14 protein-coding genes are annotated in these 18,209 nt (G+C 37.8%); 6 read left to right on the top strand and 8 right to left on the bottom strand.

Going from position 1 to position 18,209, the window contains the following annotated elements; all coding sequences use genetic code 11:
• Positions 1-56: 56 nt before the first annotated feature.
• Together AC1Z3T_RS09620 and AC1Z3T_RS09615 are read left to right on the top strand one after the other, a co-directional pair.
• Positions 57-1,088 (top strand): helix-turn-helix domain-containing protein, encoded by a 1,032-nt coding sequence (locus AC1Z3T_RS09620; protein ID WP_046760530.1) that lies wholly within the window; start codon positions 57-59, stop codon positions 1,086-1,088.
• 26 nt (positions 1,089-1,114) lie between these two features.
• A complete protein-coding gene (locus AC1Z3T_RS09615) occupies positions 1,115-1,441 on the top strand; it encodes a hypothetical protein (protein WP_227566064.1) in 327 nt (108 codons plus the stop codon).
• A gap of 83 nt (positions 1,442-1,524) precedes the next feature.
• Here the strand turns inward: AC1Z3T_RS09615 and cntB are convergent, their stop codons facing one another.
• From cntB to AC1Z3T_RS09585, 6 genes are all read right to left on the bottom strand, one after another.
• Entirely contained in the window at positions 1,525-2,481 is a 957-nt protein-coding gene (gene cntB, locus AC1Z3T_RS09610) for a carnitine monooxygenase, reductase subunit CntB (protein ID WP_005033180.1), read from the bottom strand.
• 105 nt (positions 2,482-2,586) lie between these two features.
• A complete protein-coding gene (locus tag AC1Z3T_RS09605) occupies positions 2,587-4,038 on the bottom strand; it encodes an NAD-dependent succinate-semialdehyde dehydrogenase (protein WP_100885765.1) in 1,452 nt (483 codons plus the stop codon).
• A 63-nt stretch (positions 4,039-4,101) separates the two neighbouring features.
• Positions 4,102-5,217, bottom strand: coding sequence for a carnitine monooxygenase subunit alpha (gene cntA / locus AC1Z3T_RS09600; RefSeq protein ID WP_005033186.1), 1,116 nt, complete (start codon positions 5,215-5,217; stop codon positions 4,102-4,104).
• 65 nt (positions 5,218-5,282) lie between these two features.
• A complete protein-coding gene (locus AC1Z3T_RS09595; protein WP_100885766.1) occupies positions 5,283-6,236 on the bottom strand; it encodes an alpha/beta hydrolase in 954 nt (317 codons plus the stop codon).
• Positions 6,233-7,888, bottom strand: coding sequence for a BCCT family transporter (locus AC1Z3T_RS09590; RefSeq protein ID WP_139420340.1), 1,656 nt, complete (start codon positions 7,886-7,888; stop codon positions 6,233-6,235). Before AC1Z3T_RS09590 ends, AC1Z3T_RS09595 begins: the two co-directional genes overlap by 4 nt.
• 37 nt (positions 7,889-7,925) lie before the next feature.
• Positions 7,926-9,038, bottom strand: a complete 1,113-nt coding sequence (locus AC1Z3T_RS09585; protein WP_058971596.1) for a tartrate dehydrogenase — start codon at positions 9,036-9,038, stop codon at positions 7,926-7,928.
• 100 nt (positions 9,039-9,138) lie between these two features.
• Here AC1Z3T_RS09585 and AC1Z3T_RS09580 point away from each other — a divergent pair, with 100 nt between their 5' ends.
• Complete coding sequence (locus AC1Z3T_RS09580) at positions 9,139-10,119, top strand: LysR family transcriptional regulator (RefSeq protein ID WP_100885767.1); 981 nt, start codon at positions 9,139-9,141, stop codon at positions 10,117-10,119.
• 78 nt (positions 10,120-10,197) lie between these two features.
• The gene (locus AC1Z3T_RS09575; protein ID WP_009586801.1) at positions 10,198-11,031 is read left to right on the top strand and encodes a DMT family transporter; all 834 of its coding nucleotides are present in this window, start codon (positions 10,198-10,200) and stop codon (positions 11,029-11,031) included.
• A 121-nt stretch (positions 11,032-11,152) separates the two neighbouring features.
• On the opposite strand, the gene AC1Z3T_RS09570 is transcribed toward AC1Z3T_RS09575, so the two are convergent.
• A complete protein-coding gene (locus AC1Z3T_RS09570) occupies positions 11,153-12,337 on the bottom strand; it encodes a TonB-dependent receptor (RefSeq protein WP_100885768.1) in 1,185 nt (394 codons plus the stop codon).
• 637 nt (positions 12,338-12,974) lie between these two features.
• On the opposite strand from AC1Z3T_RS09570, the gene AC1Z3T_RS09565 reads away from it, so the two are divergent.
• Both AC1Z3T_RS09565 and AC1Z3T_RS09560 read left to right on the top strand, forming a co-directional pair.
• Positions 12,975-13,967: a formylglycine-generating enzyme family protein gene (locus tag AC1Z3T_RS09565; protein WP_171266136.1), complete on the top strand. Its 993-nt coding sequence runs from the start codon at positions 12,975-12,977 to the stop codon at positions 13,965-13,967.
• Between the two features lie 154 nt (positions 13,968-14,121).
• On the top strand, positions 14,122-15,105 hold the full coding sequence (locus tag AC1Z3T_RS09560; protein ID WP_171266162.1) for a formylglycine-generating enzyme family protein: 984 nt from the start codon (positions 14,122-14,124) through the stop codon (positions 15,103-15,105).
• A 22-nt stretch (positions 15,106-15,127) separates the two neighbouring features.
• Here the strand turns inward: AC1Z3T_RS09560 and AC1Z3T_RS09555 are convergent, their stop codons facing one another.
• The gene (locus AC1Z3T_RS09555; RefSeq protein WP_100885771.1) at positions 15,128-18,202 is read right to left on the bottom strand and encodes a hypothetical protein; all 3,075 of its coding nucleotides are present in this window, start codon (positions 18,200-18,202) and stop codon (positions 15,128-15,130) included.
• Positions 18,203-18,209 lie beyond the last annotated feature (7 nt).

Genomic DNA, 18,209 nt, shown 5'->3' with positions numbered 1-18,209 from the left:
TCCAAACAAGATGAATTAAAACCCATCAACTTATCAACGATCTGTACGGAGAAATAATGAAATCCTTTTTAAAAACCAAAAGTGTTAATGAGAGCCTAATCGGTCTACTTAGTGACTTTTGTAAAAAAAAAGGGCTTCATTTTCCGCCAGAGTGTCAAAATAGATTAAATAATCATATCACTTTTGGTGAGTGGCTTAAAAAAATAAAAAACATTCGAAAACAATGCGATGAAGAAGGTTTAGGGCTTGATATTGGTGCTCTAATCAAACCCCATCATATGGGGGTGGTTGCCTATATGGCTCAATCTGGAGATACCTTGGAAAATTATATGGAGGTACTTTCAAAGTATGAGAAACTTTGGTTTAACTATACCCCAAAGAATATTCATATCGAAGATGGTTTTTTATCCATTTCATGGGATAAACCAGCTTACGTTCAAGCTGGCTTATATTTATATGAAACAATCATTACCGAAGAAATGCAGGTTTCTATTTTCTATCATCATATAAAACAGCTCATTGAATCAAATGAACCCATTTTTCATAGTTTAGAATTAGCAATTCCCGAACCTAACGATATTGAAAAATATACTCAATATTTTAACTGCCCAATCCTATTTAATACCCAGCAGACAAGAATCTTATTGCCACATACGTTATTAAACACGCAGTTGAAAGGCTCTGATCCCAATTTATTTGCGATTCTTTCAAATCATGCAGATGCGCTACTTCAAAAAATGCCAAAGCAAGATTCACTTAGAGAGATCATTAACTTAAGTATTATTAAAGCATTAGAAAGTAATGATGTAAAAATTCAAACCATTGCCAAATCTTTAAATACCTCACCAAGATTATTGCAAATTGATTTACAGAAAAATGGATTATCTTTTAGAAACATTTTAAACAACCTTAGGCAAACACTTGCAAAAAAATATTTAAAAAATAGAAATTTACTAGTTATTGAAATCGCATTTTTACTTGGCTATAAAGATCAAACCTCTTTTAATCGTGCGTTTAAAACGTGGACTGGTGTTTCACCATCTGAATGGAGAAAACGCCATCTTGATAAAAAATATGAAGCTTATTGAGACTTTGATGAGTTCATCAAAATTTAATGTTAAACATTTCAATAAAAAAACTCATTTTGTTAAAAATGACAAGAAATCATGTCTTATATGGAAAGTCTATTGTCCTTTTTTTAAATAAAATTATTAAAAAATGGAGGTATAAAGTTTTGCTAAAAAAAGTAACCAAACAAAAACTGAAACGAACCTATCTGCGAAAAGGTGATCATAGTCTAGTCTTGATCGCAAGCTTTCTGACGCATGTTAAATATTTAGGTTGGAGTGATGAGCAAATTAAGGAAACATTACAAGATGCAAGAAGTAAAGATTATGAATATTTATATGAAACATTAAAAAGAGCTGTAGAAGTACCATAAGGACTAAGCTACAGCTCTTAGATTTTTATACTATTATTAAAATAAATAGCTACATTAAATTAAAAGTAAAATCATCATTCAACTTATAAATCCAGCACTAATCTCCGACCTTTGGCACGAGAAACACAGATCATCATCGACTGTTGAGAAGACTTTTCATCATCGCTCAAATACTGATCAAAATGTTCTGCTTCACCCTCAATAATTGTAGTTTCACAAGTCCCACAAACCCCTTCACGGCAGAGACATTCCACATCAATATTTAATGCTTCAATGGCTTGTAGAATCGTTTGATTGCCTTGTACTTCAACTTCCTGATTAGATTTCGCCAGTACCACCGTAAAAGCTTCACCCTCTTCAGGCACAGTTGAAGCAAATTGTTCCCAATGAATATATTCATCACGATAACGATGAAAATTACAGCGATCAATCACAGCATCAATCATCGGCTTAGGTCCACATACATATATATGTGTTGCTTTAGGTTGTGATGCGATAAGTTGATCGAGGTCAAGGCTTTTGCCTTCTGAGTCGACATAGCTAAAAATATGTGCTGAATGTTTTTGTTTAAGTTCTTCTAATAATGCTGCATGTTCTGGTGAACGAAAAGCATAATGCAACTCGTAGTCTGCGCCACGCGCCGCCAACTCCTCCATTTGAGGTACAAACGGCGTAATACCAATCCCACCAGCAATTAAAATATGCTTGCTACCATTTTCAGCCAGAGGAAATAGATTTTTAGGCTCAGAAATGACGATTTCACACCCTTCTAGACACTGATCATGCATATACACTGATCCGCCTTTGCCTTCGACATCCTTACGCACACAGACCTGATAAGTCGAGAGATCTTCAGCACAACTCATCAGTGAATAAGCATTGGAAAGCTGATCATTCATTTTCACAATGATATGGCTACCGCCATTGAATTGAGGGAAATTTTGTCCATCCTGACGTTTAAATGTAAATCGTTTGATCAATGGGGTGAGTTGTTCTACTCGAGTAACCACTGATGGAAACATTTCATAATGACTTGCCATGTCTAAATCCTCTTTACCACATGCTGCTTCATACAAGCATTTCTTAATTTTAAGCGCAGATTTCAGGCTGGCTAATCTTCACTGATCGACCAACCTGTGTTGTTGCTATAAGCCTAAACACATATATTTAATGGTCATGAATTCTTCTAAACCATATTTTGAACCTTCGCGTCCCACACCCGATTGTTTAACACCACCAAACGGAACGACTTCATTGGAAATTGCGGTGGAGTTCATTCCCACCATGCCATATTCGAGTTGTTCAGCTACGCGCCAGATTCTCGAAATATTTTCACTGTAGACATAAGCCGCTAAACCAAAAATTGTATCATTGGCTTGTGCAACGACATCTGCTTCTTCACTGAAGCGAATCAGTGGTGCAACAGGTCCAAAGATTTCCTCTTGTACGATTTCCATATGCTGATTTACACCAGTTAAAACCGTGGGTTCAAAGAATGTTTGCCCCAATGCATGCGGTTTACCGCCACAAGCCACTTTCGCCCCTTTTTCACAGGCATCATCAATCAATTGCTGGGCTTTTACGACCGCTTTTTCATTGATTAAAGGACCAATCTGTACGTTTGCTTCAAGACCATTGCCAATTTTGAATTTTTGCACTTCTTGCACAAACTTTTCAGTAAATGCCTGATAAATCTTGTCATGCACATAAATACGATTGGCACAAACACACGTTTGTCCAGCATTACGGAATTTAGCAAAAATCGCACCTTGAACAGCTTTATCGAGGTCAGCATCATCAAAAATGATTAACGGTGCATTTCCACCCAATTCCAATGCCAGTTTTTTAATGGTGCTTGAACATTGCTGCATCAATAAACGACCGACAGGCGTAGACCCTGTAAATGTTAATTTTTTAACTTTTTCATGACTGGTAAATACCGCACCTATTTCTTGTGATTTACCGGTGACAACATTGATTACACCAGCAGGAATACCTGCCATTTCAGCTAACTTCGCCAAGGCTAAAGCACTGTATGGTGTTTCATTGGCGGGTTTAATCACAATGCTACAGCCTGCTGCTAAAGCAGGAGCTGCTTTACGGGTAATCATTGCAATCGGAAAGTTCCAAGGTGTAATTGCAGCAACAACACCGACAGGCTCTTTACTGATGATAAAACGTTGTTGATTGTTGGTGGTTGGAATCACATCACCATAAACACGTTTCCCTTCTTCAGCAAACCATTGGATAAATGAAGCTGCATATTTCACTTCACCCAATGCTTCAGCCAAAGGTTTACCTTGTTCAACCGTCATAATATGTGCCAGCTCATCTGCATTCGCCAACACCAACTGATACCAAGCAAGCAATAAATCTGCACGTTGCTGTGCAGTTAACGCTTTCCATGAAGCCAATGCTTGATAAGCAACTTCAATGGCTTCCGTTGCTTCAGCTGTTCCCATATTCGGAATCACACCAATTTCTTCACCTGTTGCTGGATTGGTTACAGGTACAGTGTCATGAGATTGAGCATCGATCCATTGACCATTGACCAATCCACGTTGTTGAAATAACTGACGACCTTGCAAACTTGTCATATCATGATCCTATAAAGTGACAAGAAGGTACGGCTAGATTTGCCGCACCTCTAAATTGATGAATTACTGATGGTATTGCGCAACCAGATTTTGGAAATATGCAATACCATGTTCGCTGATACCTGAACGTTGTCTATCAGTCATAATACGACCTTGACCACGATATCCCCGTGATTTCAACCCACGTTGCACACTTTCAACCAGATTTAAATCTTCAGGACGGAATACATTACGATACCATTCAATCAAATCTTTCTGATCTTGAGTGAGTTCTTCATTGGTAAAGTAAATGTCATAATGTTGTAAGGTCGTTTCAGCATCAACAGGAAATTCATAAATCACTGTCATAAAATTGCTGCCTGGTGGAACATTAAACATGGTGCATGGCCAAGTCCAAAAACCACTGAAGGTTGGGTCTTGAACAGATGGATCTAATTTGAATGATTTTTCTGAAGAACGTGCATAACCGTATTGTAAAGTCCAGTTTTGATGTGTGGTGTGCCAATATTTATCGACTTGCACTGAATCTGCAAAACCAGGATGTGCAGGACCACAGTGATAACATTCCATATAGTTATCAACGATCACTTTCCAGTTTGCTGGTGTTTCAGTGACAAAACGTGCTGCAAGTTTTAAATCTTTGATGACTGCACAGCTTTCATTGAGCTTTTGGGCAAATTCAGGTAACTGATCTTCTACACAAGTTGCATTTTCATCCATATTGATAAAAATAAAACCTGCATACTCTTCCACCTTTAACGGCACCATACTTGAGTTTTGTTTATCAAATGACTCAACATGGTCACAGTTACGTGCCAAAGCCAAGCTACCATCTAACTTAAATGTCCATGCATGGTATGGACAGGTAATCACGTTTTTTGCTTTACCACTGCCACTGAGCAACTCATGACCACGATGTGGGCATACATTATAGAAAGCGCGTAAAATATTATCTTTACCACGGATCACAATGATGTTTTCACCAATCACCTTGCGGGTAATATAATCATTGGCTTGTGCAACTTCACTGCCATGTGCCACACAAATCCAGCTTTTTGCAAAAATTTCTTCTTTCTCACGTTCAAAAACTTGAGAAGATGTATAGAACACTTTTGGGAAGGTCCATGCTACATCTGGGTTTGAGCAGAAATCTTCGGGTAATTTTTCAACTGCATTCATGGTTTTACTCCATTAAACTCTTTTGTCCTAACGACCGTTTCATTAAAAATTGGCTGATGCCCAAATCAATTGAGCATTTGCTTTATTGAACTCAGCATCTGCTGATATAAATCCTGTACGACTGGGCAATCACGAACTAAGCGTAGACTGCCATGTAGCAATCCCTTTCCAAGATAAAATTCCGTTTCGATATTGGCTTGTTTTAAGCTGTCAGCAAAAATACGTCCGTCATCACTTAAAGGGTCATACTCTGCTACCGCAATAAAACTCGCTGGCATACCAGAAAAATCCTGTGCGAACAACGGCGATAAACGTAAGTCTTGCCAATCATTTTCATTGGGTGCATAACCTTTTAAGTAATAACGCATGTCTGCTACGCTCAGTAACGGTGCTTGTCCATGCAACTGGCAAGATTCGCTATCAAACTGGGTGGTTAGACTTGGATAAATTAGTACAAGACCACATGCTTGATTTGCCGTATGTTGTAACTGAACTGCCAGTGATGCTGCTAAATTACCACCGGCACTATCTCCTGCTAATACGATTTGATCTGGATTAATACTCCATTCAATCGCATGTTGTTTAAGCCAGAGGTAAACCGTTTCACAATCTTCATAAGCTGCTGGAAAGTGATGTTCAGGCGCTAATCGGTAGTCGATACTCAGTACCACAACATTGAGATCACGACACAGATAACGGGTGATAAATTCATGTGAATCTAAATTTCCCACCATCCAACCACCGCCATGAATATAAACAACGCATGACCACCCTTTTTCTGGTGCTTCACCTAATGGTGAATACAATCGAACATTCACTGGATGCGTGATATGCGGTACGACTCTATCTTCAATATTGACTGTGTCATCTCTTGGCAAACTGTAATGTAAACACATTGCATCATAGGCAGCACGTATTGAATCAATATCCTGATCCGCAGGTGAATAAATACTGCTCCAATACACTAAGCTTTGCATTTCTTCACTTAATTCATAGTTCATGTTCGATTGTGCTGTCATGACAATTCCTTTTGACTTGCCTTATCTGCAATCGGTTCAATGGCAACATCAATATGCATATGCTTATTGGCTTCTGCATGATCCAATGATTGCAATTCATTAAAGCTACTTTGCTCAATCAGATGTGATGGAATCTTTGAATAATCTTCAATCAACCATTTCACTAAGCCATACGTCTGTATCAGAATAATCACGATAAAAGGCAAGGCGGTCACAATCGTTGCCGTTTTCATAGTGTCTAAAGGTGCTTTAGAAAAAATCATCGCAATCGGTACCAAGGTCAGCATCAAGCACCAGAATAATCGAGCATTTGGTGATGGATCTTGTCCTTCACTTAAGCCACGTGTACAGGTTGCTGAGACGGCATAACCAACCGCATCCATATGCGCTGCAAGGAAAATCACCATAATGCCGAGAAAAATCCACATCATCAGCTTGCCTGCTGGTAAAAGCCCCAACAGTTGACTGATCGCAACTTCACCGCCTTGCTGACTCAAGACTTGGGGAACATTCACCATGCCATGAATAAAGTTATATACACTGTAGTTTTCAAATACACCGAAGATGAACCATAAACCAACGCTACCACCAATCACCATGGCAAGAATCACTTCTTTAATGGTGCGTCCTTTTGAAACTCGGGTAACAAAAAGTGCGACACCCGGTGCATAAGAAATCCACCACAACCAATAGAAAACGGTCCATTCACGGGTGAACTTTCCATCGCCCATCGGGTCTGTAAATAAACTCATATCAACAAAGTTGGTTGCCATAAGACCAAAACTCATCAATGAATTATTCATAATGAATTGGGTCGGTCCAAAGCACAGGACATAGATTGCGAACAGTACCACACCCAGACAAACCATATGGCTGAGACGCTGCATCCCTTTGTCCATACCGACATAAGAACTCAAGGCAAATAAAATCGATACCGCAAAAATGATGACGACCTTGGTCATAAAGGTATTTGGAATACCGGTTAGCTGCGACAAAATATTGGTAAAGGTCACTGCGGTCAGTACCAATGAAATGGTTAAGGCACCAAACATACACAGCAAGAACATTAAATCAACCAAACGTCCAACGGGTCCTGTTGACTTAAACCCTGTGACCGCCTCTATCATCGAAGCCAAGCTCAAGCCTTTATTCTTTCTCACATGATAGCTATAGCACAGTGAAATAGACGCAAGTGCATAGATCGACCATGCGCTTAAACCAGAGTGAAAGAATGAATATGCCACACTGTATTTGAGTGCTTCGGCAGATTCAGGTGCTAAATTTAAGCCCGGGGTTTGGTAATAATATGCCCAGTCCAAAAAGCCCCAATACAATGTCGAAGAACCAATGCCCGATAAAATGAACATAAAAATCCACGACATGGTGCTGTATTCAGGTTTTCCCTCTCCCAACTTGATTTTGCCGTATTTACTAAATGCCAAACCAAAGGTAAAAATAATTGATAAAAAGGCAAATAAAAGCACGGGCGTGGTAAACACCGAAGTCGTCCAATGCATCCATTTAGAAGCCAATTCTATTGATTCAGATGAGTAGATCGCTAAACCAGCCACCGAAATAAACACAACGGCAAGACTGGTTATGGCTAAGGTCTTATCTGTATAGAGTTTTGTATTTTGATTATCCATATCTATTCAATCCATCTTGGATTTTGATCATTCCATATGGTGGTTATTCCATAGCGAATAAATCCATTTTCTCGTGAGTTACAAATGATGCAATGGCATCTCCAACTTGGTAAGTTTTTGCAGTTCCGCCAACATCCGGCGTTTTAGGTCCATGAACCAAGATATGTTCAATCGCCTGCATAATGTCTTGCCCTGCCTGAATCACCTGTTCATCACCATCTGCCAAGAAATCCAACATCATGGCACCTGACCAGATTGCAGCGATCGGGTTGGCAATTTGCTGACCAAAAATATCTGGAGCAGAACCATGTACAGGCTCAAACAGTGATGGAAATTTACGTTCAGGATTGAGGTTTGCAGATGCTGCTAAACCAATCGTTCCTGTACATGCAGGTCCCAAATCAGACAAAATATCTCCAAACAAATTCGACGCAACCACTACATCAAAACGTTCAGGCTGTAGTACAAATCGGGCAGCTAAAATATCAACATGTTGTTTATCTGCTTTGATTTGCGGATATTGTTTTGCCATTTCATCCACACGTTCGTCCCAATATGGCATGCTGACAGCAATTCCATTGGACTTGGTTGCAGCTGTGATCTTTTGAGCATCACGTTGACTGGCAAATTCAAATGCATATTTCAAAATGCGATCTACCCCATGACGAGTAAATACCGCTTCCTGTAATACGAACTCTCGATCAGTGCCTTCAAAAGCTTTACCACCTATTGCGGAATATTCGCCTTCGCTGTTTTCACGCACCACATAAAAATCAATATCACCTGGCTGTTTACCTGCAAGTGGGCATTTCACCCCTGGCATTAATCGAACTGGGCGTAAATTCACATATTGATCAAAACGACGGCGGAACTGCAGCAATGAGCCCCAAAGTGAAATATGATCGGGTACTTTTTCAGGCCAGCCCACAGCACCAAAGAAGATTGCATCATATTGCTGTAAAATCTCAAACCAGTTATCCGGCATCATTTTGCCGTGTTCAAGGTAATAATCGCAGCTTGCCCAATCAAAGGTATCCATTTGAAGTTCAATACCATATTTATCAGCCGCTGCCTTTACAACCTTGATTCCTTCTGGTAGAACTTCTAAACCAATCCCATCACCTGCAATCGTGGCAACTTTATACTTTTTTGCCATAACGCTCCCTTACACCTTTGGTTAATATCCTTAGATGTAAACATGCTGTTTTCAGCAAAAATGATCAATAAGAAAACTATCACCCCAATGGACACGGATCGTGAATAATCTACCTAACCTATCGGATTTAAAGGTTTTTTGCACAGTCGCAAAACGCAAGAGTTTTGTCGATTCTGCGGATGAGCTTGGCGTTTCGCCTGCTTTTATTAGTAAGCGGATCAACATTTTAGAGACCAATTTAAATTGTAAATTGTTTCATCGAAGTACACGCCATGTCAGTTTGACGGAAGATGGCAAACTTATACTCGATCGTGTTGCGCATATTTTGGAGGAATTTGACGAAATTAGTGAACTGGTCAATAACCCATTAAGTACGCCAACAGGACATCTGGATATTGTCAGCAGCTTTGGGTTTGGTCGAAAACATGTGGCGCCCATCTTGTCAAAATTGATGACCATGTATCCAAAATTGGAGATACAGTTTGATACCATTGATAATACTAAAGATCTGATTCAACACAGCATTGATTTGGATATTCGTATTGGTAACGAAATTGCACCCAATATGATTGCAAAAAAACTGGTGCCTAATTTTCGGATTTTTTGTGCCGCACCCAGTTATATCCTTAAAAATGGTGCGCCTGAAAATTTAGAAGATTTACGACATCATGACTGCTTAACCATTAGTGAGCGTGATCAATCCTCTGTATTATGGAAATTACGTCACGCCTCAGAAGATATGTCTGTACATGTTACACCACGCTTTATTTCAAACAATGGTGAAATTATTCATCAGCTTGCTGTAGAAGGTCACGGGATTATTTTACGTTCAATTTGGGATGTTGCGGATGAATTGATTAGTGGTCAATTACAACATATTCTTCCTGAATATTGGCAAGATGCAGATGTATGGGCAGTCTATCCATCACGTTTGAAAAGTTCATCCAAATTACAAACCTGTATTTTGTTTATTCAAAATGAATTATTGAATCGTTTGCAACATATCCAAAACCTATCACGAGGACAGTTGATTCAACCTGTAGAGTCTGTTCAACACAGCGCTGAGAAGGTATTTTTATAGGTATGCTTAGATTTTTGTTTTTTTAAATATCATCAATCATCAGCTTGATAAAACTGATGATCTACTGACACTAAAACTATGAGCACAACGATATTTGGTCTAATTTTACTGGCAGCAGCATTTCATGCAACATGGAATGCGATTGTCAAAGCGGGCTCAAATAAGTTCTTAACCACCGTACTGGTTACAGCATCAGCAGCAGTTTTAGCCATGCTATTGCTGCCCTTTTTCCCGATGCCCAACAGTGCAAGCTGGGCTTATATTTTAGCATCTACAGTGATACAAATTGTCTATTTTGGTATGGTCGCAAAAATCTATCATATCGCAGACATGGGACTGACCTATCCGTTAATGCGAGGTACTGCACCGCTTATCGTTGCTGTTTTAGGGACATTGTTGCTGGATGAAAAGCTCGAATTCTATGCATGGCTTGGTATCATCACGATTTCCATCGGCATTTTATCCATGATCTTCGCCGCACCTAAAAAGGGACGAAAAGGGATTGGTTTAGCCTTGCTAAATGCAATCTTGATTGCGAGTTATACCTTGGTGGATGGACATGGGATTCGCCTTTCTGGATCAGCTATTTCCTATATTTTATGGAGCTTTGTACTTTCTGGACTGATTTTCTTTATTTTTGCCTTAAAAATGCAGTATCGACAGATGGGGAATTATTTCCGTTTAAATTGGCATCTTGGTTTAATCGGTGGAATCGGCTCATTTTTCTCTTATGGTCTCGCCTTGTGGGCAATGACACTCGCACCTGTTGCCATCGTTGCCGCATTGCGTGAAACTTCAATTTTATTTGCGACTTTAATTGCAATTTTCATTTTAAAAGAACGTGCTACGGTCACTCGAATTCTCTCATCCTGTATTATTTTAATCGGCGCACTAATTTTGAGAGTCAGCTAACGCTTGATCACCAACAGCTCATTCCCAAATAAGCACCCATTAAACATCACTCTTTTTAAACCTTAGCTCAATTAAAAAGCCAGCTTATTTGGATAAAGCTGGCTCAATGGTCATGCTTTGTTTAGAAATAATAGCCTAGTGATAAATAAAACAATTTATTCCACTGATTACTTTCCCCTTGTGCAAGACCGTTTGCACCGCCTCCAGTCATCGGATCATTGCGACTCCAAATATATTCGCCCTGAATGCCAATTGCTTTGTAGTTAAAATAGACCCCAGCGGTGAGTCGATCTGAATCTTGGTAAGCTGTTTGATCTTTAAAGTAGCGACTATAAGCCAAATAAGGTTTTATATTCTCCAACTGATGAAAAGGCTGTGCCAATGTATAATTAATTTCATTAGACATAAACTTGCCTTTATTTGCCACTTGGTATGGATAATCGAAGGCTCCCATAGTCGAACTATTTGGTAGCAAATTGTCCGCATTGTTAATATTTTGCTCACCTGCCAAAAATAGCCATTGCCATGCTTGGTAGTTCAAAGTGTTAAATATAGCCCATGTACGACGATGTCCATCTTGCTGAGTTCGGTTGTTTTCCAATTCTGAATACCAATATGAACCACCGATTTCAGTCGAAAAGTTTTGTGATTTGTCCAAATCAAACTTTCTAGACAAACGTGTGATCCACATATTTTTTTCTTCAATATCTGTACCCTGACTTAAATCATCTGCTTGAACAAAATTGCCACTGTATCGACTTGCATCTTTGGATGTGCCTGTATAATTTCCACCATCAGTAGGATAGAAACCTAAATTAAAATTGTATTGATCATTTTTAAATTGATATTTTAGCCCTAGATTTTGTATGTCTTCAAAACCCACAGTGTTCAGCAATGTTTCATAATAACTATTGCCCCATAATCGACCAAAACCAAAATCTACAGATTGAAACCCGACAGACAAACGCTGCTGATCTGAAAACTTATAGCCTGCCCATGCATCTTTTAAAAACCAAGCATCACATAAACGACTGTATTGATAACAGCGAACATCCATCGAAGCGATCCAATTGGGGTTTTCATAAGTCAAAACAGCTTTAATATCTGCAAGTTGCCAATCCTGATTTTTAGAGCCCTCATTTGCCTCGACAACATAATCTTTGTACATATAGCGTGTTCGAATTGCGCCTGTGAGTTTCAGTTCCCCTGATTCTGTTTTAGGATCGCCTATACTTAAATCAGCTGCTAAAACAGGCATATTCGTTAACATACCCATTGATCCCAAAATTAAGAGTGCCTTCTTCATTATTCTACTTCCTTGTTTATCCTGCTAAGAAAATGAACAAATTCAACAAGACAAACAATGCTGAAACTATGTCGTCAGCATTTACAAAGTGTGTTTAATTTATGCTAATTATATTTAAATCATGCAAAATACCTTATTTTTTTAAATGAATATTCAAGTTATAAGTAAAATTTATTATGAATAAAAATTCATATTCAGGGCTCTTCTATCCCGCTAATCACATCAATATGCTCCTCTTCTTTTTAGATTGATAAATCTTAAATAATGGCTCGATTATGATGACGTTATATATCACTCAAATTTTTCAGAAAAGGATCATGTTATTATTAAACCTCTTGCGAAAATAGGTTTTTTTAATCATTTGGACTTTATCTAATACCTTATATATCAAACGTCGTGTCTGCTCAAATTTTGACTAACGCAAGAAATCTATCCTGCACAATTTTATTTATTTGTATATAAGTAAGAAAGTAAACATGAAATTTCGCACTTTTAAGCTTTCTAATTTAAGACCGTCATTTGTCTTCTTAAAATATACATTTTCAAGACACTAAACATTGAGCATAAACTAACTTTGTTAAATGCTTAAATTGGCTTATGATTCTAATCAATTTGTGCATGCATAACATCCAAGAAGATGATAAAACAAAATTTAACGCTGATTCTCATTTCTACTTTTGCTTTAAGTGCTTGTGCAAAAAGTAATGACACCAAACAAAATGCTTCTCATAGCCAAACTAAAGAAATCACAACCATTGCTCAATTAGATCCTGAACTACAAAAGAAAGTACAAAGTTTATTAGACAAGACCCAAAAAGAGTTGATCTTTGTCAAAGGTGGATCGTTTATGATGGGTGATTTTGGTCCACAACACAGTAAAGATGGACTGCCATATGATGGCGATGGAGATGCTGTCCCGCTTCATAAAGTGACCCTAAGTGACTACAAACTGAGTGCAAGCAAAGTCACTTATGCTGATTTTGATATTTATACCGCTGCTACAAAACAAAAACCTATAGGGGTCTTTGCAGAGTATTCTAAAAAAAATCGAATACCTGAAGTAGCGGCAGGTATTAATTGGCAACAAGGACGTGATTACTGCCAATGGTTAGGTAAACAACTTAATTTAAAAATGGATTTACCTACTGAAGCACAGTGGGAATATGCTGCCCGCAATCGTGGACAAATGATCATGTATCCCACCAATAATGGAAAGTTGGAAAATGGTAAAAATATTTGGAGTTTTGAACAGCGCAATCAAACGACTTCGAAATATAAAACTGTAGAAGTTGTACCACTCCTGAAACAGTTTCCTCCTACACCCATGGGGTTTTATGACATGGTGACTGATAATTATGAATGGATGCTGGATTGGTATGATCCAGACTATTATCGTAAATCACCTGAACATAACCCTCAAGGACCCTCTACAGGTACAAAAAAAGTGGTACGTAGTACCTATCCAGACGATGGACAAAATATAAAAATGTCGGGTGGCTTAACGATTAGCCGACATTCAATGTACCCCATAGCAGATCCAAAAGATTTAGAGTATTACAAGCATTCAAAATATAAAGACTCAATTGATTTAAATAAAAACAACTCTGTCCGATGTGCGGCAAATCTGTAAAAATTTAACTGAATATAGAATACGCAAGAATATTCAAATTTTCATTTTAGTAATGTCTATTTTAAAACATATACAACATAAACTAACTTTGTTAAATGCTTAAATTGGCTTATGATTCTAGCCAATTCATACACACATAACGTCCAAGAAGATGATGAAACAAAATTTAACGCTGATTCTAATTTCTACTTTTGCTTTAAGCGCTTGTGCAAAAAGTAATGACGCCAAACAAAATGCTTCTCATAGTCAAACTAAAGAAATCACAACCATTGCTCAATTAGATCCAGAATTACAAAAAAAAGTACAAAGCTTATTAGACAAGACCCAAAAAGAGTTGATCTTTGTCAAAGGTGGATCGTTTATGATGGGTGATTTTGGTCCACAACATAGTAAAGATGGACTGCCATATGATGGCGATGGAGATGCTGTCCCACTTCATAAAGTGACTCTAAGTGACTACAAACTGAGTGCAAGCAAAGCCACTTATGCTGATTTTGATATCTATACCGCAGCGAACAACAAGCAATTAGTTGGGCACACTGATGAAAGATCTATAGAAGAAAGAGTACCTACTGCTGCTGCTGGAATTAGTTGGCAACAAGGGCGAGATTATTGCCAATGGTTGGGTAAACAACTCAATTTAAAGATGGATCTGCCTACTGAAGCACAGTGGGAATATGCTGCCCGCAATCGGGGTCAAATGGTCATGTACCCCACCAATAATGGAAAGATAGAAAATGGTAAAAATATTTGGAGTTTTGAACAAAGACAAAAAACAAAAAGCAAATATAAAACCATTGTCGTGGTTCCAGAGCTCAAACAATTCCCCCCTACACCTATGGGTTTTTATGACATGGTGACTGATAATTATGAATGGATGCTAGATTGGTATGATCCAGACTATTATCGTAAATCACCTGAACATAACCCTCAAGGACCCTCTACAGGTATAAAAAAAGTGGTACGCAGTACTGCGCCCGATGATGGGCAAAATATAAAGATGTCGGGAGGTTTTACAATTAGCAGGCATGCTATTGATCCCGTAGCAGATCCTGAATTAGTGAAGGGTTTTGCGAATTCGAAATATTCTATTGATTACAATATAGAGAACTCTGTTCGTTGCGCTGTCAATTTCTAAAAACTTAAACTGAGTATAAGGACTATACCTTATACTCATGATCATTTGTAACAGGATTTTGTGGTTCAAATGGCGCTAAGATTTCAAGGTTACTCGCCATCAATACTCCATCTTGAGCTCCCAATGCACCTGGTAAGTTTTGTTGTAACTGTAGTTCACGAAAACGCGGGTCATGTTGATTACGTACAATCATATAATTCATATGATTTTTCACTGTCCGTGCCCCTTTACGATACTCCAGATATAACTTTAACCAATGGTTCAGATCATCACCCCCATAGTCTTGGTCGGTATTCAGGCAATTTAGCAGTGTTTTTAAGCGTTTTTCACTGGTGCTTTTTGTTTCTAATATGTCATAGTTTAAAAAACGAATTAAGTCACCTTCAACCTTTCCTACTTGTTGATCAGTAAGTTTAGTTCCTTCTGGATGTATATGTTGAATGGTATTTTTCCATTCCGCTTCCGAGGTACAAGTGGCTAAAATATTGGTAATCGCAGTTTTTCGTTCAGGGAAAAACTTTATATCAACCTCACTCCAGGATAAGCTTATACTGATGTCAAGGATGGGTGCCGTTTGATGGGTCCAATGTGACACCGCATAAAGTAAAATCCCTTTCGTTTCAGGAGTTGCATCTAAGAGCTCTTTTCGACCCAAATTGGAATTTACACGTCGTGCTGTCAGTAATCTACCTTGGTCTTTGTCTAAATTATTTATCCAGATCCGATACACTCTTGATAAGATTAAAACATGTGTAGTTAATGGCTGATCCTGACCAATACACACAGCTAATATTTGTGACAATCTTAAAAATGCCTGTTCATTTACATAAGCCAATGTTTTAAACCCAGCATAAGCAACCTGAGATTTGATAAAACCTGCAAAATTTATTAATTGATCTGCACCAACATCAAAAGCTGCGGTTCCCTTAGCACCGATCCCCCAACATAGATGAGCAGCAACTAAAACGCGGAAAGTATTTGATGCAGCAGAGTAACCAATCTGAAATTGTCCTTCTGCTCCGACACCTGCACTCACGCCTCCACCTGCCGATGCCGATGCAATTGTGACAAATTTTGCTTTAGAATCTTCAGATGTACCTGGATCAAACCACTCTATCCCCCCTTTTAAAACGCCTTGTAATTCAACCCCAGCAAATGCTTTAATTTGCGCTTGTGCTTGATTTGATCCTTTTTCACCCAACTCCTCCATCAACTCAAGATTGCCTTCTGCAGCATTAAATTTTGCACCTTTGGCTTTATCAATCATATTCGCCATAGAACGCTGAGGATCTCTTTTTACAGCAGTGATCAGCTGTTTAGTTCCTTGATGAGTGATATCAACCGATAAATTACCTGAAATACCTAAATTTGCACCTGAAAAACCTGAAATTTCACACCCGATAAGAAATCTAATTTCCCCTAAATGATAATTTCCATGTTCCAAATACCAGCCATTTTCGCTTGGGAAGAAGTAACGCCATTCCTTTTTACCCTCAAACAAAGTCCATTTAGCTGAAGCATTTGCATTAAGCTTCATTTGTACACCAGCCGATGAAGCACTAATTTCACCTTCACCATGGGCACCTGCCACCATCCTCATCCACTGAGCTTCTTGGCTGACATCAATCCCACGACTGGTTGTGTACTGTTCAGAGATTTCACCTCCTAATCCACCAATCAAGTTATAAACGGCTTTTTCTTCACTTCCAACTTCACCTTTGGCATTCAGGATTTTTTTTGATATTTCGTCAAAACTTTTCTTTATTTTATATGGGTCTGCTACCCTATTTGCGTTTTCTGCATTAGTAATTTCTACACGTATATCTTCATTAAGCCGAGAGTTTTTTAATTTTTCATAGGCAGCAGGTTTTAAATATCGTCTTAATAAATTAGTTTTGGATTGCCCTTTATCTATCTCTTTTGAAGCGATCCAGACTTCTTGTAAATCTGTTCTTTGTTGAAATTCACCATTAATTTTGCTTAAAGCTTCTTGCTGATTGATATTCAGTCGCTTTTCCATTTCACGAATGTCATCAATATTTTTAGCTTGAATAGCCCTTCTTAAACTTGCATTGGTTTGATGAACCTTTTCAACAGCATCGCTTAATATTTTTGTTTTATTATAGAAGTCTTCATAAAGTGAAGGTGGTAATACTACGACTTCATTGGTATATGGATTTATAACAATTGGTGGTTTTTTTAATGGTCCCATACCAATTTTATTGTTTACATTAGGATTGGTTATACCGCCACTCGTAGGAATAATAATTTGAAAAACGATTTGATCATCAACACATGTTATAGGTTTATGTAATGCTGATTTTATAGGTTTTCCTGCCATTGAATATTGGACATAATTATCTTCATATGTATAAGCAACCTGTGTAAATCCTTTGAAGTCAGTTGGACTAGGTCTCATATTTACAACAGGTTTTTCTTGTGTTTTTGCAAATATTTGATAATTAAAATTAGGAATAGATTTACCATTCGAAAATAAAAATTGATAAATACAATAGTTTTTAAATTTAAGATATTTCTGTTGTTTAAAGCTAACTGTATGCTGTTTTTTATATTCTTCATAAGACATATTGAATAGGCTACTATTCAAAATATTACCCACGCCATTACTTGGTGTTTTTTTATTTCCAAAAATAGGAAATGGTTGAGCATTTTGACCAAGGTTTCCAAATATTTTAGAACCTTTATTTGTATTCTTTTGTGCAGTTTTTTTTAAATGCTCTAACTTCTGTTGTGCATTTAGTTGCATGGCTTTGTATTGCTCAGCTGTTGGAAATTTTAGGTTTTCCTCCAATTTAGCTTCATTAATTTCAAAATTATTACTACCTTCGGCCAAAATAGGCGATATTAATGTTTTTTTACTAAAAATGGATGAATACCCTTCAACAAAAACTTGCAACTTTCCGTTTGTATCTATGCGTATAGGTTTAGTTTTTCCATTTTGATCCGTGGAATTCTTGTAAGTTTCCTTGGTTCCATTTTTTTTAGTAAATACTATCGTATATTTAACATTTGATAAGTGTTCATTTCTTTGGGAATAGAAAAGAAAAATCAATTCCAATACATTAAATTTATTCATTTTAAAA

The sequence above is a fragment of the Acinetobacter sp. B-6 genome, from assembly GCF_056930735.1.
The sequence above is the reverse complement of the archived record's forward strand: the minus strand, read 5'-3'. Positions and strand labels throughout refer to the sequence as shown.

What these genes read in the sequence shown, in the direction of transcription:
- AC1Z3T_RS09620 (WP_046760530.1), top strand. Translation starts at nt 57, where the DNA reads ATGAAATCCTTTTTAAAAACCAAAAGTGTTAATGAGAGCCTAATCGGT.
- AC1Z3T_RS09615 (WP_227566064.1), top strand. Translation starts at nt 1,115, where the DNA reads ATGTTAAACATTTCAATAAAAAAACTCATTTTGTTAAAAATGACAAGA.
- cntB (WP_005033180.1), bottom strand. Translation starts at nt 2,481, where the DNA reads ATGGCAAGTCATTATGAAATGTTTCCATCAGTGGTTACTCGAGTAGAA.
- AC1Z3T_RS09605 (WP_100885765.1), bottom strand. Translation starts at nt 4,038, where the DNA reads ATGACAAGTTTGCAAGGTCGTCAGTTATTTCAACAACGTGGATTGGTC.
- cntA (WP_005033186.1), bottom strand. Translation starts at nt 5,217, where the DNA reads ATGAATGCAGTTGAAAAATTACCCGAAGATTTCTGCTCAAACCCAGAT.
- AC1Z3T_RS09595 (WP_100885766.1), bottom strand. Translation starts at nt 6,236, where the DNA reads ATGACAGCACAATCGAACATGAACTATGAATTAAGTGAAGAAATGCAA.
- AC1Z3T_RS09585 (WP_058971596.1), bottom strand. Translation starts at nt 9,038, where the DNA reads ATGGCAAAAAAGTATAAAGTTGCCACGATTGCAGGTGATGGGATTGGT.
- AC1Z3T_RS09575 (WP_009586801.1), top strand. Translation starts at nt 10,198, where the DNA reads ATGAGCACAACGATATTTGGTCTAATTTTACTGGCAGCAGCATTTCAT.
- AC1Z3T_RS09570 (WP_100885768.1), bottom strand. Translation starts at nt 12,337, where the DNA reads ATGAAGAAGGCACTCTTAATTTTGGGATCAATGGGTATGTTAACGAAT.
- AC1Z3T_RS09565 (WP_171266136.1), top strand. Translation starts at nt 12,975, where the DNA reads ATGATAAAACAAAATTTAACGCTGATTCTCATTTCTACTTTTGCTTTA.
- AC1Z3T_RS09560 (WP_171266162.1), top strand. Translation starts at nt 14,122, where the DNA reads ATGAAACAAAATTTAACGCTGATTCTAATTTCTACTTTTGCTTTAAGC.
- AC1Z3T_RS09555 (WP_100885771.1), bottom strand. Translation starts at nt 18,202, where the DNA reads ATGAATAAATTTAATGTATTGGAATTGATTTTTCTTTTCTATTCCCAA.